Origin of the sequence: Sphingomonas sp. STIS6.2, from assembly GCF_000732685.2 — a bacterium.
GTDB lineage: Bacteria > Pseudomonadota > Alphaproteobacteria > Sphingomonadales > Sphingomonadaceae > Sphingomonas > Sphingomonas aerolata.
In genome coordinates this window covers 1-14,156 of sequence record NZ_JPDP02000087.1, presented here as the reverse complement: position 1 = coordinate 14,156, position 14,156 = coordinate 1, and the positions used below count along the sequence as shown (strand labels likewise).

11 protein-coding genes, 1 tRNA gene and 3 pseudogenes are annotated in these 14,156 nt (G+C 65.9%); 11 read left to right on the top strand and 4 right to left on the bottom strand.

The window, feature by feature from the left end:
* Together sphst_RS21235 and sphst_RS12250 are read right to left on the bottom strand one after the other, a co-directional pair.
* Positions 1–163, bottom strand: a pseudogene (locus sphst_RS21235) (tyrosine-type recombinase/integrase); the annotation flags it as partial.
* 355 nt (positions 164–518) lie between these two features.
* Entirely contained in the window at positions 519–983 is a 465-nt protein-coding gene (locus tag sphst_RS12250; protein ID WP_081877532.1) for an AAA family ATPase, read from the bottom strand.
* 142 nt (positions 984–1,125) lie between these two features.
* Between sphst_RS12250 and sphst_RS12245 the strand changes: the two genes are divergently transcribed.
* On the top strand, positions 1,126–1,590 hold the full coding sequence (locus sphst_RS12245) for a hypothetical protein (RefSeq protein WP_051916351.1): 465 nt from the start codon (positions 1,126–1,128) through the stop codon (positions 1,588–1,590).
* A gap of 343 nt (positions 1,591–1,933) precedes the next feature.
* On the opposite strand, the gene sphst_RS12240 is transcribed toward sphst_RS12245, so the two are convergent.
* Positions 1,934–2,458 (bottom strand): helix-turn-helix domain-containing protein, encoded by a 525-nt coding sequence (locus tag sphst_RS12240; RefSeq protein WP_156363505.1) that lies wholly within the window; start codon positions 2,456–2,458, stop codon positions 1,934–1,936.
* A gap of 85 nt (positions 2,459–2,543) precedes the next feature.
* On the opposite strand from sphst_RS12240, the gene sphst_RS21655 reads away from it, so the two are divergent.
* The 6 genes from sphst_RS21655 (at position 2,544) to sphst_RS12215 (ending at position 5,855) form a co-directional block, all read left to right on the top strand.
* The gene (locus sphst_RS21655; RefSeq protein WP_442800399.1) at positions 2,544–2,840 is read left to right on the top strand and encodes a carph-isopro domain-containing protein; all 297 of its coding nucleotides are present in this window, start codon (positions 2,544–2,546) and stop codon (positions 2,838–2,840) included.
* Positions 2,837–3,352: a hypothetical protein gene (locus tag sphst_RS12235; protein ID WP_051916349.1), complete on the top strand. Its 516-nt coding sequence runs from the start codon at positions 2,837–2,839 to the stop codon at positions 3,350–3,352. Before sphst_RS21655 ends, sphst_RS12235 begins: the two co-directional genes overlap by 4 nt.
* Positions 3,349–3,702, top strand: coding sequence for a transcriptional regulator (locus sphst_RS12230; RefSeq protein WP_234387628.1), 354 nt, complete (start codon positions 3,349–3,351; stop codon positions 3,700–3,702). The genes sphst_RS12235 and sphst_RS12230 overlap by 4 nt, the downstream gene beginning before the upstream one ends.
* Positions 3,703–3,809: 107 nt before the next feature.
* Positions 3,810–4,043, top strand: a complete 234-nt coding sequence (locus sphst_RS12225) for a hypothetical protein (RefSeq protein ID WP_031393990.1) — start codon at positions 3,810–3,812, stop codon at positions 4,041–4,043.
* Positions 4,040–4,357: a hypothetical protein gene (locus sphst_RS12220; RefSeq protein ID WP_156363503.1), complete on the top strand. Its 318-nt coding sequence runs from the start codon at positions 4,040–4,042 to the stop codon at positions 4,355–4,357. Before sphst_RS12225 ends, sphst_RS12220 begins: the two co-directional genes overlap by 4 nt.
* A gap of 160 nt (positions 4,358–4,517) precedes the next feature.
* A complete protein-coding gene (locus tag sphst_RS12215; protein WP_031393988.1) occupies positions 4,518–5,855 on the top strand; it encodes a tyrosine-type recombinase/integrase in 1,338 nt (445 codons plus the stop codon).
* Between the two features lie 21 nt (positions 5,856–5,876).
* Here sphst_RS12215 and sphst_RS12210 read toward each other — a convergent pair.
* A tRNA-Thr gene (locus tag sphst_RS12210) sits at positions 5,877–5,952 on the bottom strand.
* A 143-nt stretch (positions 5,953–6,095) separates the two neighbouring features.
* Between sphst_RS12210 and sphst_RS12205 the strand changes: the two are divergent.
* From sphst_RS12205 to sphst_RS12190, 4 genes and pseudogenes are all read left to right on the top strand, one after another.
* A pseudogene (locus sphst_RS12205) lies at positions 6,096–6,896 on the top strand (PAS domain-containing protein); the annotation flags it as partial.
* Between the two features lie 298 nt (positions 6,897–7,194).
* Positions 7,195–11,859 (top strand): NAD-glutamate dehydrogenase domain-containing protein, encoded by a 4,665-nt coding sequence (locus tag sphst_RS12200; protein ID WP_107045595.1) that lies wholly within the window; start codon positions 7,195–7,197, stop codon positions 11,857–11,859.
* Positions 11,860–12,012: 153 nt separating this feature from the next.
* The gene (gene cobS, locus sphst_RS12195) at positions 12,013–13,017 is read left to right on the top strand and encodes a cobaltochelatase subunit CobS (protein WP_031393922.1); all 1,005 of its coding nucleotides are present in this window, start codon (positions 12,013–12,015) and stop codon (positions 13,015–13,017) included.
* 4 nt (positions 13,018–13,021) lie between these two features.
* Positions 13,022–14,156 (top strand): annotated as a pseudogene (locus tag sphst_RS12190) (cobaltochelatase subunit CobT); the annotation flags it as partial.

Genomic DNA, 14,156 nt, shown 5'->3' with positions numbered 1-14,156 from the left:
CCAGGTCAAACAACGCTCGATCCCGCAGTCGCTGGTGCTGATCGAGGAAGAAGCGAATGGCCCAGACCTGTCGCGGCTTGAGTGCACGCTTGGCACCCACCTTGCGTCCGCCGTTCCAGGGGCGGCGTTCGCCTGCGATTGGATCGAACTCTGACGTACCCATAGCTTTTTCTCCGTGGCCATCATGGCCAAGGCGAGAACGGGCACGGGGTGGCATGGCTTTCCAGAGGGGGCATTTACTCTGGATTGATAGGTGCATTCGGCTTGGGCCGTGGCATTAGAATTGCAGCCGTTCCGCAGCCGCCTAAACCCGGACGTTCAGGTTGGCGATCCGGGGGCCCAATAACGGCCATTCGTTAAGCGCACTCTTTCCCGTTTCTCCGTCTCCGATTGGTCATTTTGGGCAAGAGGAATTGGGAACAGATTTTGGGAAAGCGAAACCCGCAGGCGTCCGTCAGCGCGATCAAGGCGGGAGGTTCCCGCCCGAAGTTCGTATTCGGGAAGCGGTGGCGGTATGCTCACACCACCGAGTGCGCCTCGTCCATGCCCAAAGGCTCAACCCGTGCCTTGAGCAGGTCGAAGGTGGCAGAAGCGATATAGAGGCTCCGGTGAGCGGCGTCGTTTCTGAGGGCGATGCGCTTTCGGGCCTCGTCATCGGAACAGCTTACAGCCCACAACACAGGGGTGGCGCCTAGGTCTTCGACCGTAGCCCGTGCGCGATCCCGTTCAGCCCGAGACCAGAAGCCGTAATCGAGAACAACGTCGAGGCCCAGTGACAGGCAGCGAGCCCAAATAGGCTGCATGAGATCCAGAATAGCCGATGCCCTATCTTGAAACGTGTCGGCGGGCGGGTCTTCGCCAAATAGGCGCGCCATCCATTCGTCAGGCGTGAAGCGGACGGCGCTATGTTGAATCTCAAGCCTCTTAGCTAACGTCGTCTTTCCCGACCCTAAGAAGCCGAACACAAGGTGAGCCTTAGGCATTCCGTCTCCCGCCGTCGCTTGCGCGCTTCCCTAGCAGGTTAGGTTCTATGCCAGCGATTCCCGAAATTCGATCCTCATGAGAACGCGCTGGCCGTCTCGATCGACGTTCCCAAGCGAGATAATAGGGCGCTATTGAAAGCAGATGATGGTCAGCCCACCCCTCTTGGCAACATTGAACGCGGTCGGAAACATCATGGTCAAGGCGCGTGATCCTTGGTGGATTATCGCCAGCGCAGCCGTCGCCCTGCACGGAGCTGACCCGGGTCATGTAGGTGACGTGGACGTGTTGTTGAGCGTTGACGATGCACGACGCATCCTGCCGATGATCGGCATTCAGCCTCGGCACGGATCAGCGCACGCTGCATTTCGATCGAGCATCTTTGGCACTTGGAGCGGGACGTCACCATTGCCGGTAGAGTTCATGGCAGACTTCCACCGCTGGTCAGGCGAGGCGTGGTTGCCGGTACTGCCAGCAACGCGGAAACGCATCGAGGTCGATGGCATGGTTGTCTTTGTTCCTGAAAGGGCGGACTTACAGGCCATGCTCGCCGCTTTCGGCCGACCGAAGGACCTAGAGCGCGCCCAGAGCCTCGCGACTGTGGCGTAAATGATCTCCCGAAATTCGATCCTTTTGGGGAAAGCCGGCAGCTGCCCAATGTCTGCTATCGCCACCCGCCTTCCCGAAAAGTAGCCTGTCCGCTTTCCACCAAGGATGACATCTGCTCAGCGTAAACCCTCCAAGCTGAACCATTCCGCGATCGGATTTTCTCGCTTTGAGCAGCCCGATGTTAGGAAGACGCCAGTTTTCGCAGGCACCCCCTATTTTTGTTGGAAATCGCGCCGTACGGACCGGAACATAATAAGAACGATATGAGTCGGCGTTATGGTTTTAGTGTTCCAGTCTCGGCCCCGATGTGAGCGTGGATGCGCTCGGTGTGAAACAACCTGCGCTATGCTCGCTGGCGCGCGGGACGATCGTCGTGACCGTCTTCAGGATCGGCTTGAGGAGCATCGTCGTCATCCGTCTGCTCGAACACGAGCGGCCCTTGAAGAAGCCCGAGCCCTCTGGGAAGCAGCTGTGCGAGTTCACGCGCGAGCGCTTCCTGCGGCAAGCCCTCCGAAGCTTTCAGAATCCCAAGAAACATCCGCTCCAGAGCGCGCGCATCTGGCAACAGGACCTGCATGGTCGCGAACTGCGCGACGGGCGTGATACTGGCCTCGATGGACGGCGCATTCGTTTCCTCGAAGCCGCCCAGCGCCAACACATCCCACTGGTCTATGCCATGAGGTGTCAAATGCTGGGCGAGTGACTTTGTCAGTTCGATCGGCAGATAAGCCTTCTTAAATTTTTTCGGGTCCTCGTAAAACGCGTACGTCGACGCGGGCATGCCTAGCAATTGCGCGAGTTTACGCACGCTTAGAGCTGGATCAGCAGCCTCGCGCAGTTTCTTGAGCCTGATAGCAGCGGGTTCCACGCGTGCTACGTCGCGAAAATTTCGCACGCTGTCTGTGCGAAATAATCGTTGATATGCTGTGCGACTTTATCGTACATAGCTGCTCATGGTCATTGTATCCAACCTCTTTGATCGATTTGGCGGCGTCCGGCCGATGGCTGCTGCGCTCATTGAACGGCGGTCCAGCGTTCAAAGCTCGAAAACCGCAGGCCGTATTCCATCGACCAAGCAGCCGGAGGTCTTGAAAAAGGCCCGCGAACTTAGCATTCAGATCAGTGCCCTAGCCGCTGTATTTCCGCTTAATGGGCTCTCAGACGTGCCTCGTTTAACTGATCTACCTCCTCCCTATGGCGAGGTCGATTGCCATCAGCGTTCGGTTTTGCAGCGAGAAGGCGGCGCATGACCAAGCTCCGCACGCCCGATACGTTTCAGGACGCGATGACTAAGGTTCTCGCGCAGATCGGCCCGGCCGAAGCTGCGCGCGTCATCACCGCGCTCACTAAGCGCGACTATTCCGCGCGGACTATGCGCGAGTGGTCCGACCCCGACACGGGAACGCTGCCGACCCTCATGCAAGCGCTGGCGTTAGATACCGCCCATCGCCTTGCAGGCGGTGAGGATGCGCCGTTCCGCGACGCGTTTAGTCAGCAACTCGGGATCAAGATCCTGCAGCAGGAAGCCTGTCGCCTCGCGCTCGTGGCGGATTCGCTCGACTTCATCCACAAGGCAGGAGAACTGCACTCCGCCCTTTTTGCCGCCGCCCAGCCCGGTTCGTCCCCGCGCGATCATCATCGTGCGCTGGTCGAGGCGCAGCAGGTTGACGGCGTTTTACGCCGCATTCGTCGGCGCCTGCCAAATTTCCTTCGTCCCACCATGTCGACGGGGTCGGGCAATACCGGGGGGACCCATCAGTGACGAAGAGGAGAAGCTATACGCCGCGCGCTCCGGCCATGGTGTGCCCGCACGGCCTAACGCACTCGATAGACTGTGACTCATTTGAAATCGATCAGCTGCTGCAAGATATCCGCAATGTTTTTCAGAACGCCAATTGCGGTCACGTCTCCGTGGCGCGGCACTGCATCTTCCGCATTGTGCGGCCGAGCATGATCCCGAAGCCGGCGATCCGCTTGCCGTACGGTCAATGGCGCTCGAAGCCCGCTAACGACGACAATCACCTGCCGGCCAACGACGACCACCGCGTGCCGGCCAATGACGACCACGCGCCAGACGCGGCGGAAGTCGCCATCCCCCGGCTGATCCCCTGATCTGATTCCCGCGGCCGAGCTGCCGCGACCGTCCTGAACCATCCCGCCGCAGCCTCGGAAGATCATGCTTCCGGTGCCGCCACCCTTTTGCCTGCAAGGATTGCCCCATGATCCACGTCACGATGCCCATCTTCCACGGCGTCTCTATTGGCCTGTTCATGGGCGGGGGCGCGACCGCGCTCGGCGTCATCGTCGCGACGGTCGCGACGGAATGGCAACGCATTTGCGGCCTCGCGCTCGGAGATGTCCCCGCCACCCCACCGCTCTTGTCGAAACGCTTTCTACAAGAGCGGCCACTGGCGCGCCCGCTCGATCGCCCCGCACCAAGAGGACCAGCATGATGAACAGCGCCGCACCCGCCAAAGCATGCAAACCTGCGCCATTGAAACGTTTAGGCACCTGTTCCCGAAAACGGGAACAGGTCGCGTTTCCGGTGGCGGTGGTCCGGATGATGGGGCTCGATACCGTCGCCGGATTGCTTGGCAAAGGCCGGCTGGCCGACGAACTGTGCATCACGGTTCGCGCTCTGAACTTCAAGATCAGCGGCGACCGCGGCGCATCCGACGCAAACCTAACGGATGCTGCCGCCGCGCTCGCATCGCGCAGCGAGGGGCTTGTCGCCCACGCCCACAAGCTTCGCGAGGCGATCCAGTGAACGCCCCCTCGATCGTCCGGCTCGACCAGAAACTCGCCCGCGCCGCCGAACTTGGGAAGGGCATCCGGCTCGAGTCCGCCGACCTTGATCTGCTCGGCAGCCTCGGCCTCTTCGACATGACGCACCGCGCCAAATCCGAATATCTGAAAGAACGAACACAATGTCGCGACGCACGCCGCCGGTCTATCAACGGGGCAAATACTGGCTCGCTCATGACGAACGGGCAGACGGAACTCGTCGAAGCCCCAATCTCTATGTCTGGTGGTACGATTCCGCCACGCGACGCGAGCGCAGCTCGTCGACGGGTACGGTAGACGAGACGGCGGCGATCCTCGCGCTCGACAAACTTTATCTTGCCGACAAGGGCGAGGCCCCGGCATTCTGCCACGCCTGCGGCCAATCGCTGGCGCAGGCGCAGACCTATCTGCTGACCGACGCTATCGCGGACTATAAGATCGAGTGGGGCGACACACGGGTGTCGGCCGACACGATCGCCGGACGTTTGGCGCACGTCGTCGGGTTTCTTGACGCTGAGCAGTCGTTGGGCGCGGAAGGCCGGTTTGGTCACGCCACCAGCTGCGCCGCCGCCTGCTCGTCGGTCTTCGTCCACGCGTTTCGCGCTTGGTCGCGCTTGCAGCCGGTCGAGTGGCGCAACGGCAAAGGTGAGGTCACGGTATCGCGCACCCGCTCGCCCGCCGCGACTGAGGCTTCGATCGCGCAGCTGATCGCAGTGCTGAACCACGCAGCCAACGCCGAGCCGCCGCGCTCCGACAAGCGCCCGATCTACAAGCCCCTCCCCGCCCGCCAGGTGCAGCGCCAGCGCCGCACGCGAATCGGCGTCGAGGAACTGGCGAAGATGTTCGCCTATGCCGCCGAACCCGATCGCCAGCGCGGCTCGCTCCACGCGTTCCTCGTCGCGTCGGTCTGCACGATCGCGCGGCCCGGCGCAGTGGTCGACATCAGCGTCGCGCCCGATCGCCAGCAATGGTGGCCCGGCGCCCCGACGATCGACCTCAACCCGCAGGGCCGCACGCAGAACAAGAAGCATCGCGCGCTGCTACCCGTGCTGCCGGTGCTCGATCGCTGGCTGCGCGCTGAATACGCCGCCTACATGGCGCTCAAGCCCGCCGAGCGTGCAGGCCGCGGCTGGCTGGTGAACCATCACGGCCGCCCCGTGCAGGACGTCGATCGCGCCTGGGACGCAATGCTGAAGAAGCTGGACATGCCGACCGCCCGCGAATGGCGCCCCTATGTGCTGCGCCACAGCTTGGCGACGCTCGTGCGCAACCGCGGCGCCGAGAAATGGGACTTGGAGGGCTTCATGGGCCACCGCGCGGGAAGCCAGACCGAGGTCTATGCGATCGGCGAGTTCCCCAGCGTCGTTCGCGCGCTCGAGAGCATCATTTCAGACATCGAAAAGCTTGCGCCGGGTGCAATGCACCGGAACCGTACCGGAGTTGAAAAATCCTCGACCATGCGGGAGGACAGAAAAATGTGAGAGTTTTCAACTAGATGTCGATGGTGCCGCTTACAGGACTCGAACCTGTGACCCCCGCATTACGAATGCGATGCTCTACCAGCTGAGCTAAAGCGGCCCGACGACGGATATCTCCGGTCGAGGGGGCGGCGCTTAACAGGGGAATTTTGCCGTGACAAGCGCTAACCCGCATTTACGTGCCGTTTACCAAGCAGCGTGCACAAGCAGCCGTAAGTGAACGGGGAAGTTTTCGGTATGGGCATGCGACGCGAGCCGGACGGCGAATACGGCGAGATCGACGAGACCGAGGCGGGGCTTCCCGGCGGGGCGACCGACGCGGGCGTCAACGACGTGATGTTCGATCTGGGCGGGGACGAACGCCGGATGCATGTCCGTGCCTATAATCACTGGGTGTCGCTGCTCAGGGGACGCCCCTATCCGACGATCGCGGACCTTGATCCCGGCTCGATCGCCGATTTCGGCCCGCACAGCGTGCTGCTCGACTTCCGCACCGATCCGGGCACGGGTGCGGACCGGGATGCCGCAGCGGTGATGACGATCGACGATCCGCGAATCGCCTATCTCGGCGCCAAGCTGCGCGAGGAATGCGGGCTGGTCGGGCCGATCACGTCGATCGCCGACGTGCCCAGCCGGTCGCTGCTGTCGCGGCTGACCGATCATTATCTGCAGATCATCGCGAATCGCGCGCCGATCGGGTTCGAGGCCGAATTCGTCAACAGCCGCGGGCGGACGACGCTGTACCGCGGCATCCTCATGCCGTTCTCGTCGAGCGACGAGGGCATCGATTTCCTGTATGGCGTGATCAACTGGAAGGAGCTCGCCGACGACCGGATGCAGGCGACGCTCGCCGCCGAACTCGAGGCGGCGGTTCGCGCCGCGCCGGTGCCCGCGTCCGGGCTCACCGCCTATGCCCGCCACGCGCCGATGATGCCGGGGCTCGGCGCGTCGCTGGCCTCGACCGGGCACGCGCCCGCTACCTCGCCGGGCGCGCCGATCTGGGCCGACGGGCCGAGTGCCGAATTCGCCGAACCCATAGCGGCGACCGGCCCGACCGATGGCCCGGCACCCGACACGCTGGCGCATGTCGTACTCCGGACCGATGCGGAGCCCGGCGCCATCGTCCTGCTCGTCGCCCGCGCGGGGGTGAATGGCGGGCTCGACATCATCGGCACGATCACCGACGACGCGGCCCTCACCGCGCAGGCGATGGCCGCGATCAGGTAGCCGAAAACCGTGTTCGCGCGGCGCCGATGCGCATCCGAATGCTGCACCGCAACAGCGGTGTTCGCACCTGCCACAAGCCTTGAGGTCGTATCCTACCCGGCGCATAGGCGCGGTCATGGCTGATCTTTCCACGACGCTGACCGACGCGCTGGCCGCCCGGTTGACCGAACGCGCGCTTCCGGGCGAACTCAAGGACTTCGGCACGACGGAGGCGGCGCAGGCCGCGGCTTTCGTCGTCGCCACGGCGCTTCGCCGCGACGATGGCGCGCCCGCCATCGCGCTCGAACCGATCAGCGCCGATGACACGCGCCGCCGCATGCGGCTGGCGATCGTCAACGACGACATGCCGTTCCTGGTCGATTCGATTTCCGCCGCGATCGCTGCGCAGGACATCGCGATCGATCGCATCATCCACCCGGTCGTTCACACGACGCGCAGCCCCGACGGCGTGCTCCAGGCGATCGGTGACACCGGCCCTGCCGAATCGATGATCTATCTCGAGATGGAGCGCGCCGACGCCCGCGATCGGCGCGGGCTGATCGAGGAACTGACCGGGGTTCTCGCCGATGTGCGCGCGGCGGTGAAGGACTGGCGCGCGATGCAGGGCGCAATGGCAACTGATATCGCGCTGCTCCACAGCGACGGCCCTGATGCGGAGGGCGCCGCGCTGCTGCGCTGGTTCCTCGACGGCCATCTGACGCTGCTCGGGCATCAGGTCTGGCACCGCGACGGCAGCGGCGGCGCCGCGCTTGGCATCGCGCGCAATCCGCATGCCGTGCCGATCCTGGCGGAGGCCTCGCGAGCGCTCGCGATCCAGTGGTTCGAGGCGGGCAATCTCGCCCCGCTGCTGCTGAAGTCGAACCTGATCTCGACCGTCCACCGCGCCGTCCCGCTCGATCTGGTCGTCGTGCCGGTGATCGAGGGCGAGACGATCGCGGGACTGTCGATCTACAGCGGTCTGTGGACCAGCGCGGCGCTGGCGACGATGCCGCGCGACGTGCCAATCCTGCGCACCCGGCTCGCCGCGATGAAGGCGAAGTTCGGCTTCGATCCGCGCGGCCATGCGGGCAAGGCGCTGACCCACGCATTCACCGCCCTGCCCCATGATCTCGTCATCGCGTTCGCGCCCGACGCGCTCGAGGAACTCGCGCTGACCGCGATGAGCCTGGCCGACCGGCCGCGTCCCGCGCTGGTGCTGGTCGCATCGCCGCTCGGCCGTCATCTGTTCGGCTTCGTCTGGCTGCCGCGCGACGACGTCACGACCGGCCGCCGCACAGCGATCGGCGAGATGCTCGCCGAGGCCGCGAATGCCACCGTGCTGAACTGGTCGATCGCGCTCGAGGACGGCGAGACCGCGATGCTGCGCTACACGCTCGACCTGCGCGGCGAAGGCCGCGTGCCCGACGTCGCGCCGCTCGCGCTCAGGCTGCAGCGGATGGTGCGCGGCTGGGTGTCCGACGTCGAGGCCGCGCTGGTCGAGACATTGCCGTCGCCGCGCGCCGCCCGCCTCGCGCTACGCTGGGCCGCCGCCTTCCCGCAAAACTATCGCAACCTCAGCAGCCCGGCCGAAGCCGCCGAGGACATCCTGCGGCTTGCCGGGCTCGACGGGCCGGGCTCGCGCGGCGTGCGCCTGATCTCCAGCGCGCCCGGCGAAGACCGCCAGCTCAAGATCTACAAGCTGGGCGGCGCGCTGCCGCTGTCGGATGCAGTGCCGGTGCTCGAGAATTTCGGTTTCCGCGTGATCGGCGAATTGCCGACCCGGCTGCAGGAGGACAGCGATCCCTTCGTGCATGATTTCGTGCTCGAGGCGAACGATGCGGTCGCGCAGGCCGATGCGGCGACGCTCGAGCGCGCGATCGCCGCGGTGCTCGAAGGCGCGGCCGAGAACGACGCGTTCAACCGGCTGATCGTCGAAGTGGGGATGAGCCCGCAGGCGGTCGTGCTGTTCCGCGCCTGGTTCCGCTATCTGCGCCAGGCGGGGCTGCCCTACGGCCTGACGACGGTGGTCGACGCGCTGCGCCGCGCGCCCAAAGTCGCGACAGCGCTAATCGCGCGCTTCGCCGCCGCGCATGATCCGGCCAATGCCGGGCATCCCGCCGATGCCGACGCGACGATCGAGGCGGGACTCGACGCGGTGACCGCGATCGACGACGACCGCATCCTGCGCGCCTATCACAGCCTGGTCGGCGCGACGCTGCGCACCAACGCCTTCACGCCCGCCGCAGCCGAAGCGCTCGCGTTCAAGCTCGACAGCCACCTGATCCCCGGCCTCCCCGCGCCCGTACCGTGGCGCGAGATCTGGGTGTACAGCCCGCGGATCGAGGGCATCCATCTGCGCGCCGGCCCGGTCGCGCGTGGCGGCCTGCGCTGGTCCGACCGCCGCGATGACTTCCGCACCGAAATTCTCGGGCTGATGAAGGCGCAGCGCGTCAAGAACGCGGTGATCGTGCCGACCGGTGCGAAGGGCGGCTTCTATCCCAAACAGCTCCCCGCCCCGTCCAACCGCGACGCGTGGCTGGCGGAAGGGACCGAAAGCTACCGCATCTTCATCCGCACCTTGCTGTCGATCACCGACAACATCGTCGAGGGCAAGGTCGTCCATCCGAAGGGCGTCGCGATCCTCGACGGCGAGGATCCCTATTTCGTCGTCGCCGCGGACAAGGGCACCGCGACGTTCAGCGACGTCGCCAACGCGCTCGCGCTCGAACGCGATTTCTGGCTGGGCGACGCGTTCGCGAGCGGCGGCTCGGTCGGTTATGATCACAAGGCGATGGGCATCACCGCCAAGGGCGCCTGGGTCTCGGTCCAGCGTCACTTCGCCGAGCGCGGCATCGACGTGCAGAGCGATGCGATCACCGTCGTCGGCTGCGGCGACATGTCGGGTGACGTGTTCGGCAACGGCATGCTGCTGTCGAAGTCGCTCAAGATCGTCGCGGCGTTCGACCATCGCCACATCTTCATCGATCCGAACCCCGATCCCGCCGCCAGCTGGGACGAGCGCGCGCGCATGTTCGCCCTCCCCCGCTCGAGCTGGGCGGATTACGACACCGCGCTGATCTCCGAAGGCGGCAGCGTCTATCCGCGCACCGCCAAGGTCATCCGTCTCTCGCCCCAGGCGCAGGCCGTGCTCGGCATCGCGGTCGACGAGATCGAACCCGGCGCGCTGATCTCCGCGATCCTGAAGGCGCCCGCGGACCTGCTCTGGTTCGGTGGCATCGGCACCTATGTGAAGGCGGCATCCGAGAACAACGTCCAGGTCGGCGATCCCGCCAACGACCGGCTGCGCGTCAATGCCGAGGATCTGCGCGTCACCGCGATCGGCGAAGGCGCCAATCTCGGCGTCACGCAGGCCGCGCGCATCGCGTTTTCCGAGCGCGGCGGGCGGATCAACACCGACTTCATCGACAATTCCGCGGGCGTCGACTGCTCGGATAACGAGGTCAACATCAAGATCGCGCTCAACCGCGAGATGATCGAGGGGCGCCTGGGATATGAGGATCGCAACGCGCTGCTCGCCAGCATGACCGACGACGTCGCGCATCTCGTGCTCGAGGACAACCGGCTCCAGACGCTCGCACTGTCGATCGCCGAGGGCGCGGGCGCGCTGGCAGGCCCCGGCGGCCTTGGCGGCGCGACCGGCGGCGGCGGCGGGCCGGGCTCGATGCCGAGCTATGTCCGCGTCATCGAGATCTTCGAGGGCAGCGGACGGCTTGATCGCGCGGTCGAGGGGCTGGCCGCCAATGACGACCTGCTCCGCCGCGGGCTCGACGGCCATGGCCTGACGCGTCCGGAACTTGCCGTGCTGCTCGCCACCGCGAAGCTCGCGCTGCAGGATTCGATCGAGCACGCCGGGCTCGGCGACGACCCCGCGCTCAAGCCCGATCTTCACGCCGCCTTCCCGGCCGCAATGCGCGAGCATTTCGCGCAGGCGATCGACGACCACCGGCTGCGCGGCCAGATCGTCGCGACCAAGCTCGCCAACCGCATCGTCAATCGGCTCGGCGTGCTCCACCCGTTCGAGCTGGCCGAGGAGGAAGGCGCGGCGATGGGCGATATCGCGGCGATGTTCGTCGTCGCCGAACGGCTGTTCGACCTGCCCTCGCTCTGGGCGGACATCGAATCACGACCGATGCCCGAGGCCGCGCGCATCGCGCTGTTCGACGAGGTGGCGGTCGCCACGCGCTCGCAGATCGCGGATCTGCTGCGCGTGTCCGCCCCCGGCACGATGCCCGGTGCCGTGCTTGCCCGGCTCGCCAAGGGGATCACGCATCTCGATGGCCAGACCAAGGCGTTGCTGCTCGAGGAGGCGAGCGCGCAGAGCGACCGCATCGCCGCGCAGCTCGAGACGGCAGGTGCCCCGCACGACCTCGCGATCAAGGTGGTCCGGCTGTTCGAGCTCGACGGTGCGGTCGGGCTCGCCGATCTCGGCGAGCGCCTCGCGCTCGACGAGGCGGTGCTGACCCGCGCCTTCACGCATCTCGGACAGGCGCTCGGGCTCGACTGGGCACAGGCCAATGCGGCGCGGATCACGCCGTCGGATCCCTGGGAACGGCTGCTCATCGCCGGACTGGCGCGCGATTTCCAGCAGTTGCGGCTGGAGTTCCTCGCACGGTGCGGAGCCAGGGATCCGCAGGGCGCGGTCGACACGTGGCTGGCGAGCAATGCCACCCGCGTCGCGCAGTTCAAGGCGGTGATCGACCGCGCACGCCACGCCGCCGTCCCGAACGCCGCGATGCTCGCGCAGATCGCCAGCCAGGCGCGCGTCCTGCTCGGCCGATAGGCGCAAACCGAAGCCCTGCCCCGCCACATTCCCGGCGGGGCGGGAACCCATCGCGCGTCCGGCGGTTCGATGATGTCTTCCCGACAATCGCGTACGTCGCGGTTGAGTATTCACCCGCGCTTGGCCTAGAGCTACCGGGAACACGAGGCCAGCATGACCGATATCCCCAATACCCAGCCTGACAGCCGCGAGACGACGATCCTCGACGCCCCCGACCGCATGGTGAAGGTGCGCGAGATGTTCGGGATCGATTCCGACATGGAGGTGCCCGCCTTCTCCGAAGCGGACGAGCGCGTCCCCGATCTCGACCCCGCCTATGTCTTCGACGCGGACACCACGCTCGCGGTCCTTGCGGGCTTTGCGCACAACCGTCGCGTGATGGTCCAGGGCTATCACGGCACCGGCAAGTCGACGCATATCGAGCAGGTCGCGGCACGGCTGAAATGGCCGTGCATCCGCATCAACCTCGACGCGCATATCAGCCGCATCGACCTGATCGGCCGCGACGCGATCGTCCTGAAGGACGGCCAGCAGATCACCGAGTTCCGCGAAGGCCTGCTCCCCTGGGCGCTGCAGACCCCGACCGCGCTCGTGTTCGACGAATATGACGCAGGCCGCCCGGACGTGATGTTCGTGATCCAGCGCGTGCTCGAGACCGAGGGCAAGCTGACGCTGCTCGACCAGAACCGCGTGATCCGCCCGAACCCCTGGTTCCGCCTGTTCGCGACCGCCAACACGGTCGGCCTCGGCGACACCAGCGGGCTGTATCACGGCACGCAGCAGATCAACCAGGGTCAGATGGACCGCTGGAACATCGTCGTCACGCTCAACTACCTCCCCGCCAAGGTCGAGGCGCAGATCGTGCTCGCCAAGTCGGGCGAATATGACAAGCCCGACGGCAAGAAGGTCGTCGAGAACATGGTCCGCGTCGCCGACATGACCCGCAAGGGCTTCGTCAACGGCGACATCTCGACCGTGATGAGCCCGCGTACCGTCATCACCTGGGCACAGAACGCGCTGATCTTCGGTGACGTCGGCTTCGCGTTCCGGCTGTCGTTCCTCAACAAGTGCGACGAGGCAGAGCGGTCGCTGGTCGCGGAATATTATCAGCGCGTGTTCGGCAAGGATCTGCCCGAGAGCGTGATGGGCAAGGCCTGAAGCCTTGGCGAACGAAACGCCCCTCGATCGGTTCAAGGCGGTTCTCGCCGGCACCGCGCGTGCGATCGCGGAGGAGCCCGAGGTCGAGCTCGCCTTCACCGCGGACGCGCCGGCGCAGTCGGGCAAGCACATCAAGGTGCCGATGCCCGCACGTGCGCTGCCCCCCGAACAGGTCGCGGAAGCGCGCGGGTTCGCTGACGGCTTCGCGCTTCAGCTGAAGCATCACGACATCGCGCTGCACAACCGTGCCGCGCCGGTCGAGGCGGTCGCGCGTGCGGTGTTCGACGCGGTCGAGACCGCGCGTGTCGAGGCGCTGGGGTCGCGCGGCTATGCCGGGATCAGCGACAACCTCGCCATGGCGCTCGACGTCCGGCTGCGCGCCGACCCGATCACGCGCGCGCGCAACCGGGACGAGGTGCCGCTGTCGACCGCGCTCGGGCTGATGGTGCGCGAGCGGCTGACCGGGCAGGAATCGCCCGCGGTCGCCGCCCCCGGTCTCGCGCTGGTGCGGGAGTGGATCGAGCAGAAGACCGATCTCGACGCGCTGGCCTATGCGATCGACGACCAGAAGACGTTCCAGGGCCTCGCCCGCAAGATGCTCGCCGAGCTCGAGCTCGTCCAGGCGGACCAGGTCCCCGAGGAGAGCGAAGAGGGCGGCTCCGAGGACGAGGGCACTGACGAGCAGCAGCAGGACGAGGGCGACGAAGGCGACGACCAGGGCGAGGACGGCCAAGGCGAAGTCGAGGCGCGCGGCGAACAGTCCGAGCAGCAGAACGAGGAAAGCGACGGCCAGGAGCAGAGCGACGAGTCGATGGACGACATCGACGGCGAGCCCGGCGATGACGGTGAGGAGGGCATGCAGCCCGTCCGCCCCAACCGCCCGATGGCGGACATGGGCACCGCGTTCGACTACAAGCCGTGGACGACGCAGTTCGACGAAGTGATCGCCGCGACCGAGCTGTGCGATGCCGAGGAACTGGCACGTCTGCGCGGCTATCTCGACCAGCAGCTGGTCCATCTCCAGTCCGCGGTATCGAAGCTCGCCAACCGGCTGCAGCGCCGGCTGATGGCGCAGCAATCGCGCTCGTGGGATTTCGACCAGGAGGAGGGCATTCTCGACGCGGCGCGGCTCGCCCGCG

What these genes read in the sequence shown, in the direction of transcription:
- sphst_RS12250 (WP_081877532.1), bottom strand. Translation starts at nt 983, where the DNA reads ATGCCTAAGGCTCACCTTGTGTTCGGCTTCTTAGGGTCGGGAAAGACG.
- sphst_RS12245 (WP_051916351.1), top strand. Translation starts at nt 1,126, where the DNA reads ATGATGGTCAGCCCACCCCTCTTGGCAACATTGAACGCGGTCGGAAAC.
- sphst_RS21655 (WP_442800399.1), top strand. Translation starts at nt 2,544, where the DNA reads ATGGTCATTGTATCCAACCTCTTTGATCGATTTGGCGGCGTCCGGCCG.
- sphst_RS12235 (WP_051916349.1), top strand. Translation starts at nt 2,837, where the DNA reads ATGACCAAGCTCCGCACGCCCGATACGTTTCAGGACGCGATGACTAAG.
- sphst_RS12225 (WP_031393990.1), top strand. Translation starts at nt 3,810, where the DNA reads ATGATCCACGTCACGATGCCCATCTTCCACGGCGTCTCTATTGGCCTG.
- sphst_RS12220 (WP_156363503.1), top strand. Translation starts at nt 4,040, where the DNA reads ATGATGAACAGCGCCGCACCCGCCAAAGCATGCAAACCTGCGCCATTG.
- sphst_RS12215 (WP_031393988.1), top strand. Translation starts at nt 4,518, where the DNA reads ATGTCGCGACGCACGCCGCCGGTCTATCAACGGGGCAAATACTGGCTC.
- sphst_RS12200 (WP_107045595.1), top strand. Translation starts at nt 7,195, where the DNA reads ATGGCTGATCTTTCCACGACGCTGACCGACGCGCTGGCCGCCCGGTTG.
- cobS (WP_031393922.1), top strand. Translation starts at nt 12,013, where the DNA reads ATGACCGATATCCCCAATACCCAGCCTGACAGCCGCGAGACGACGATC.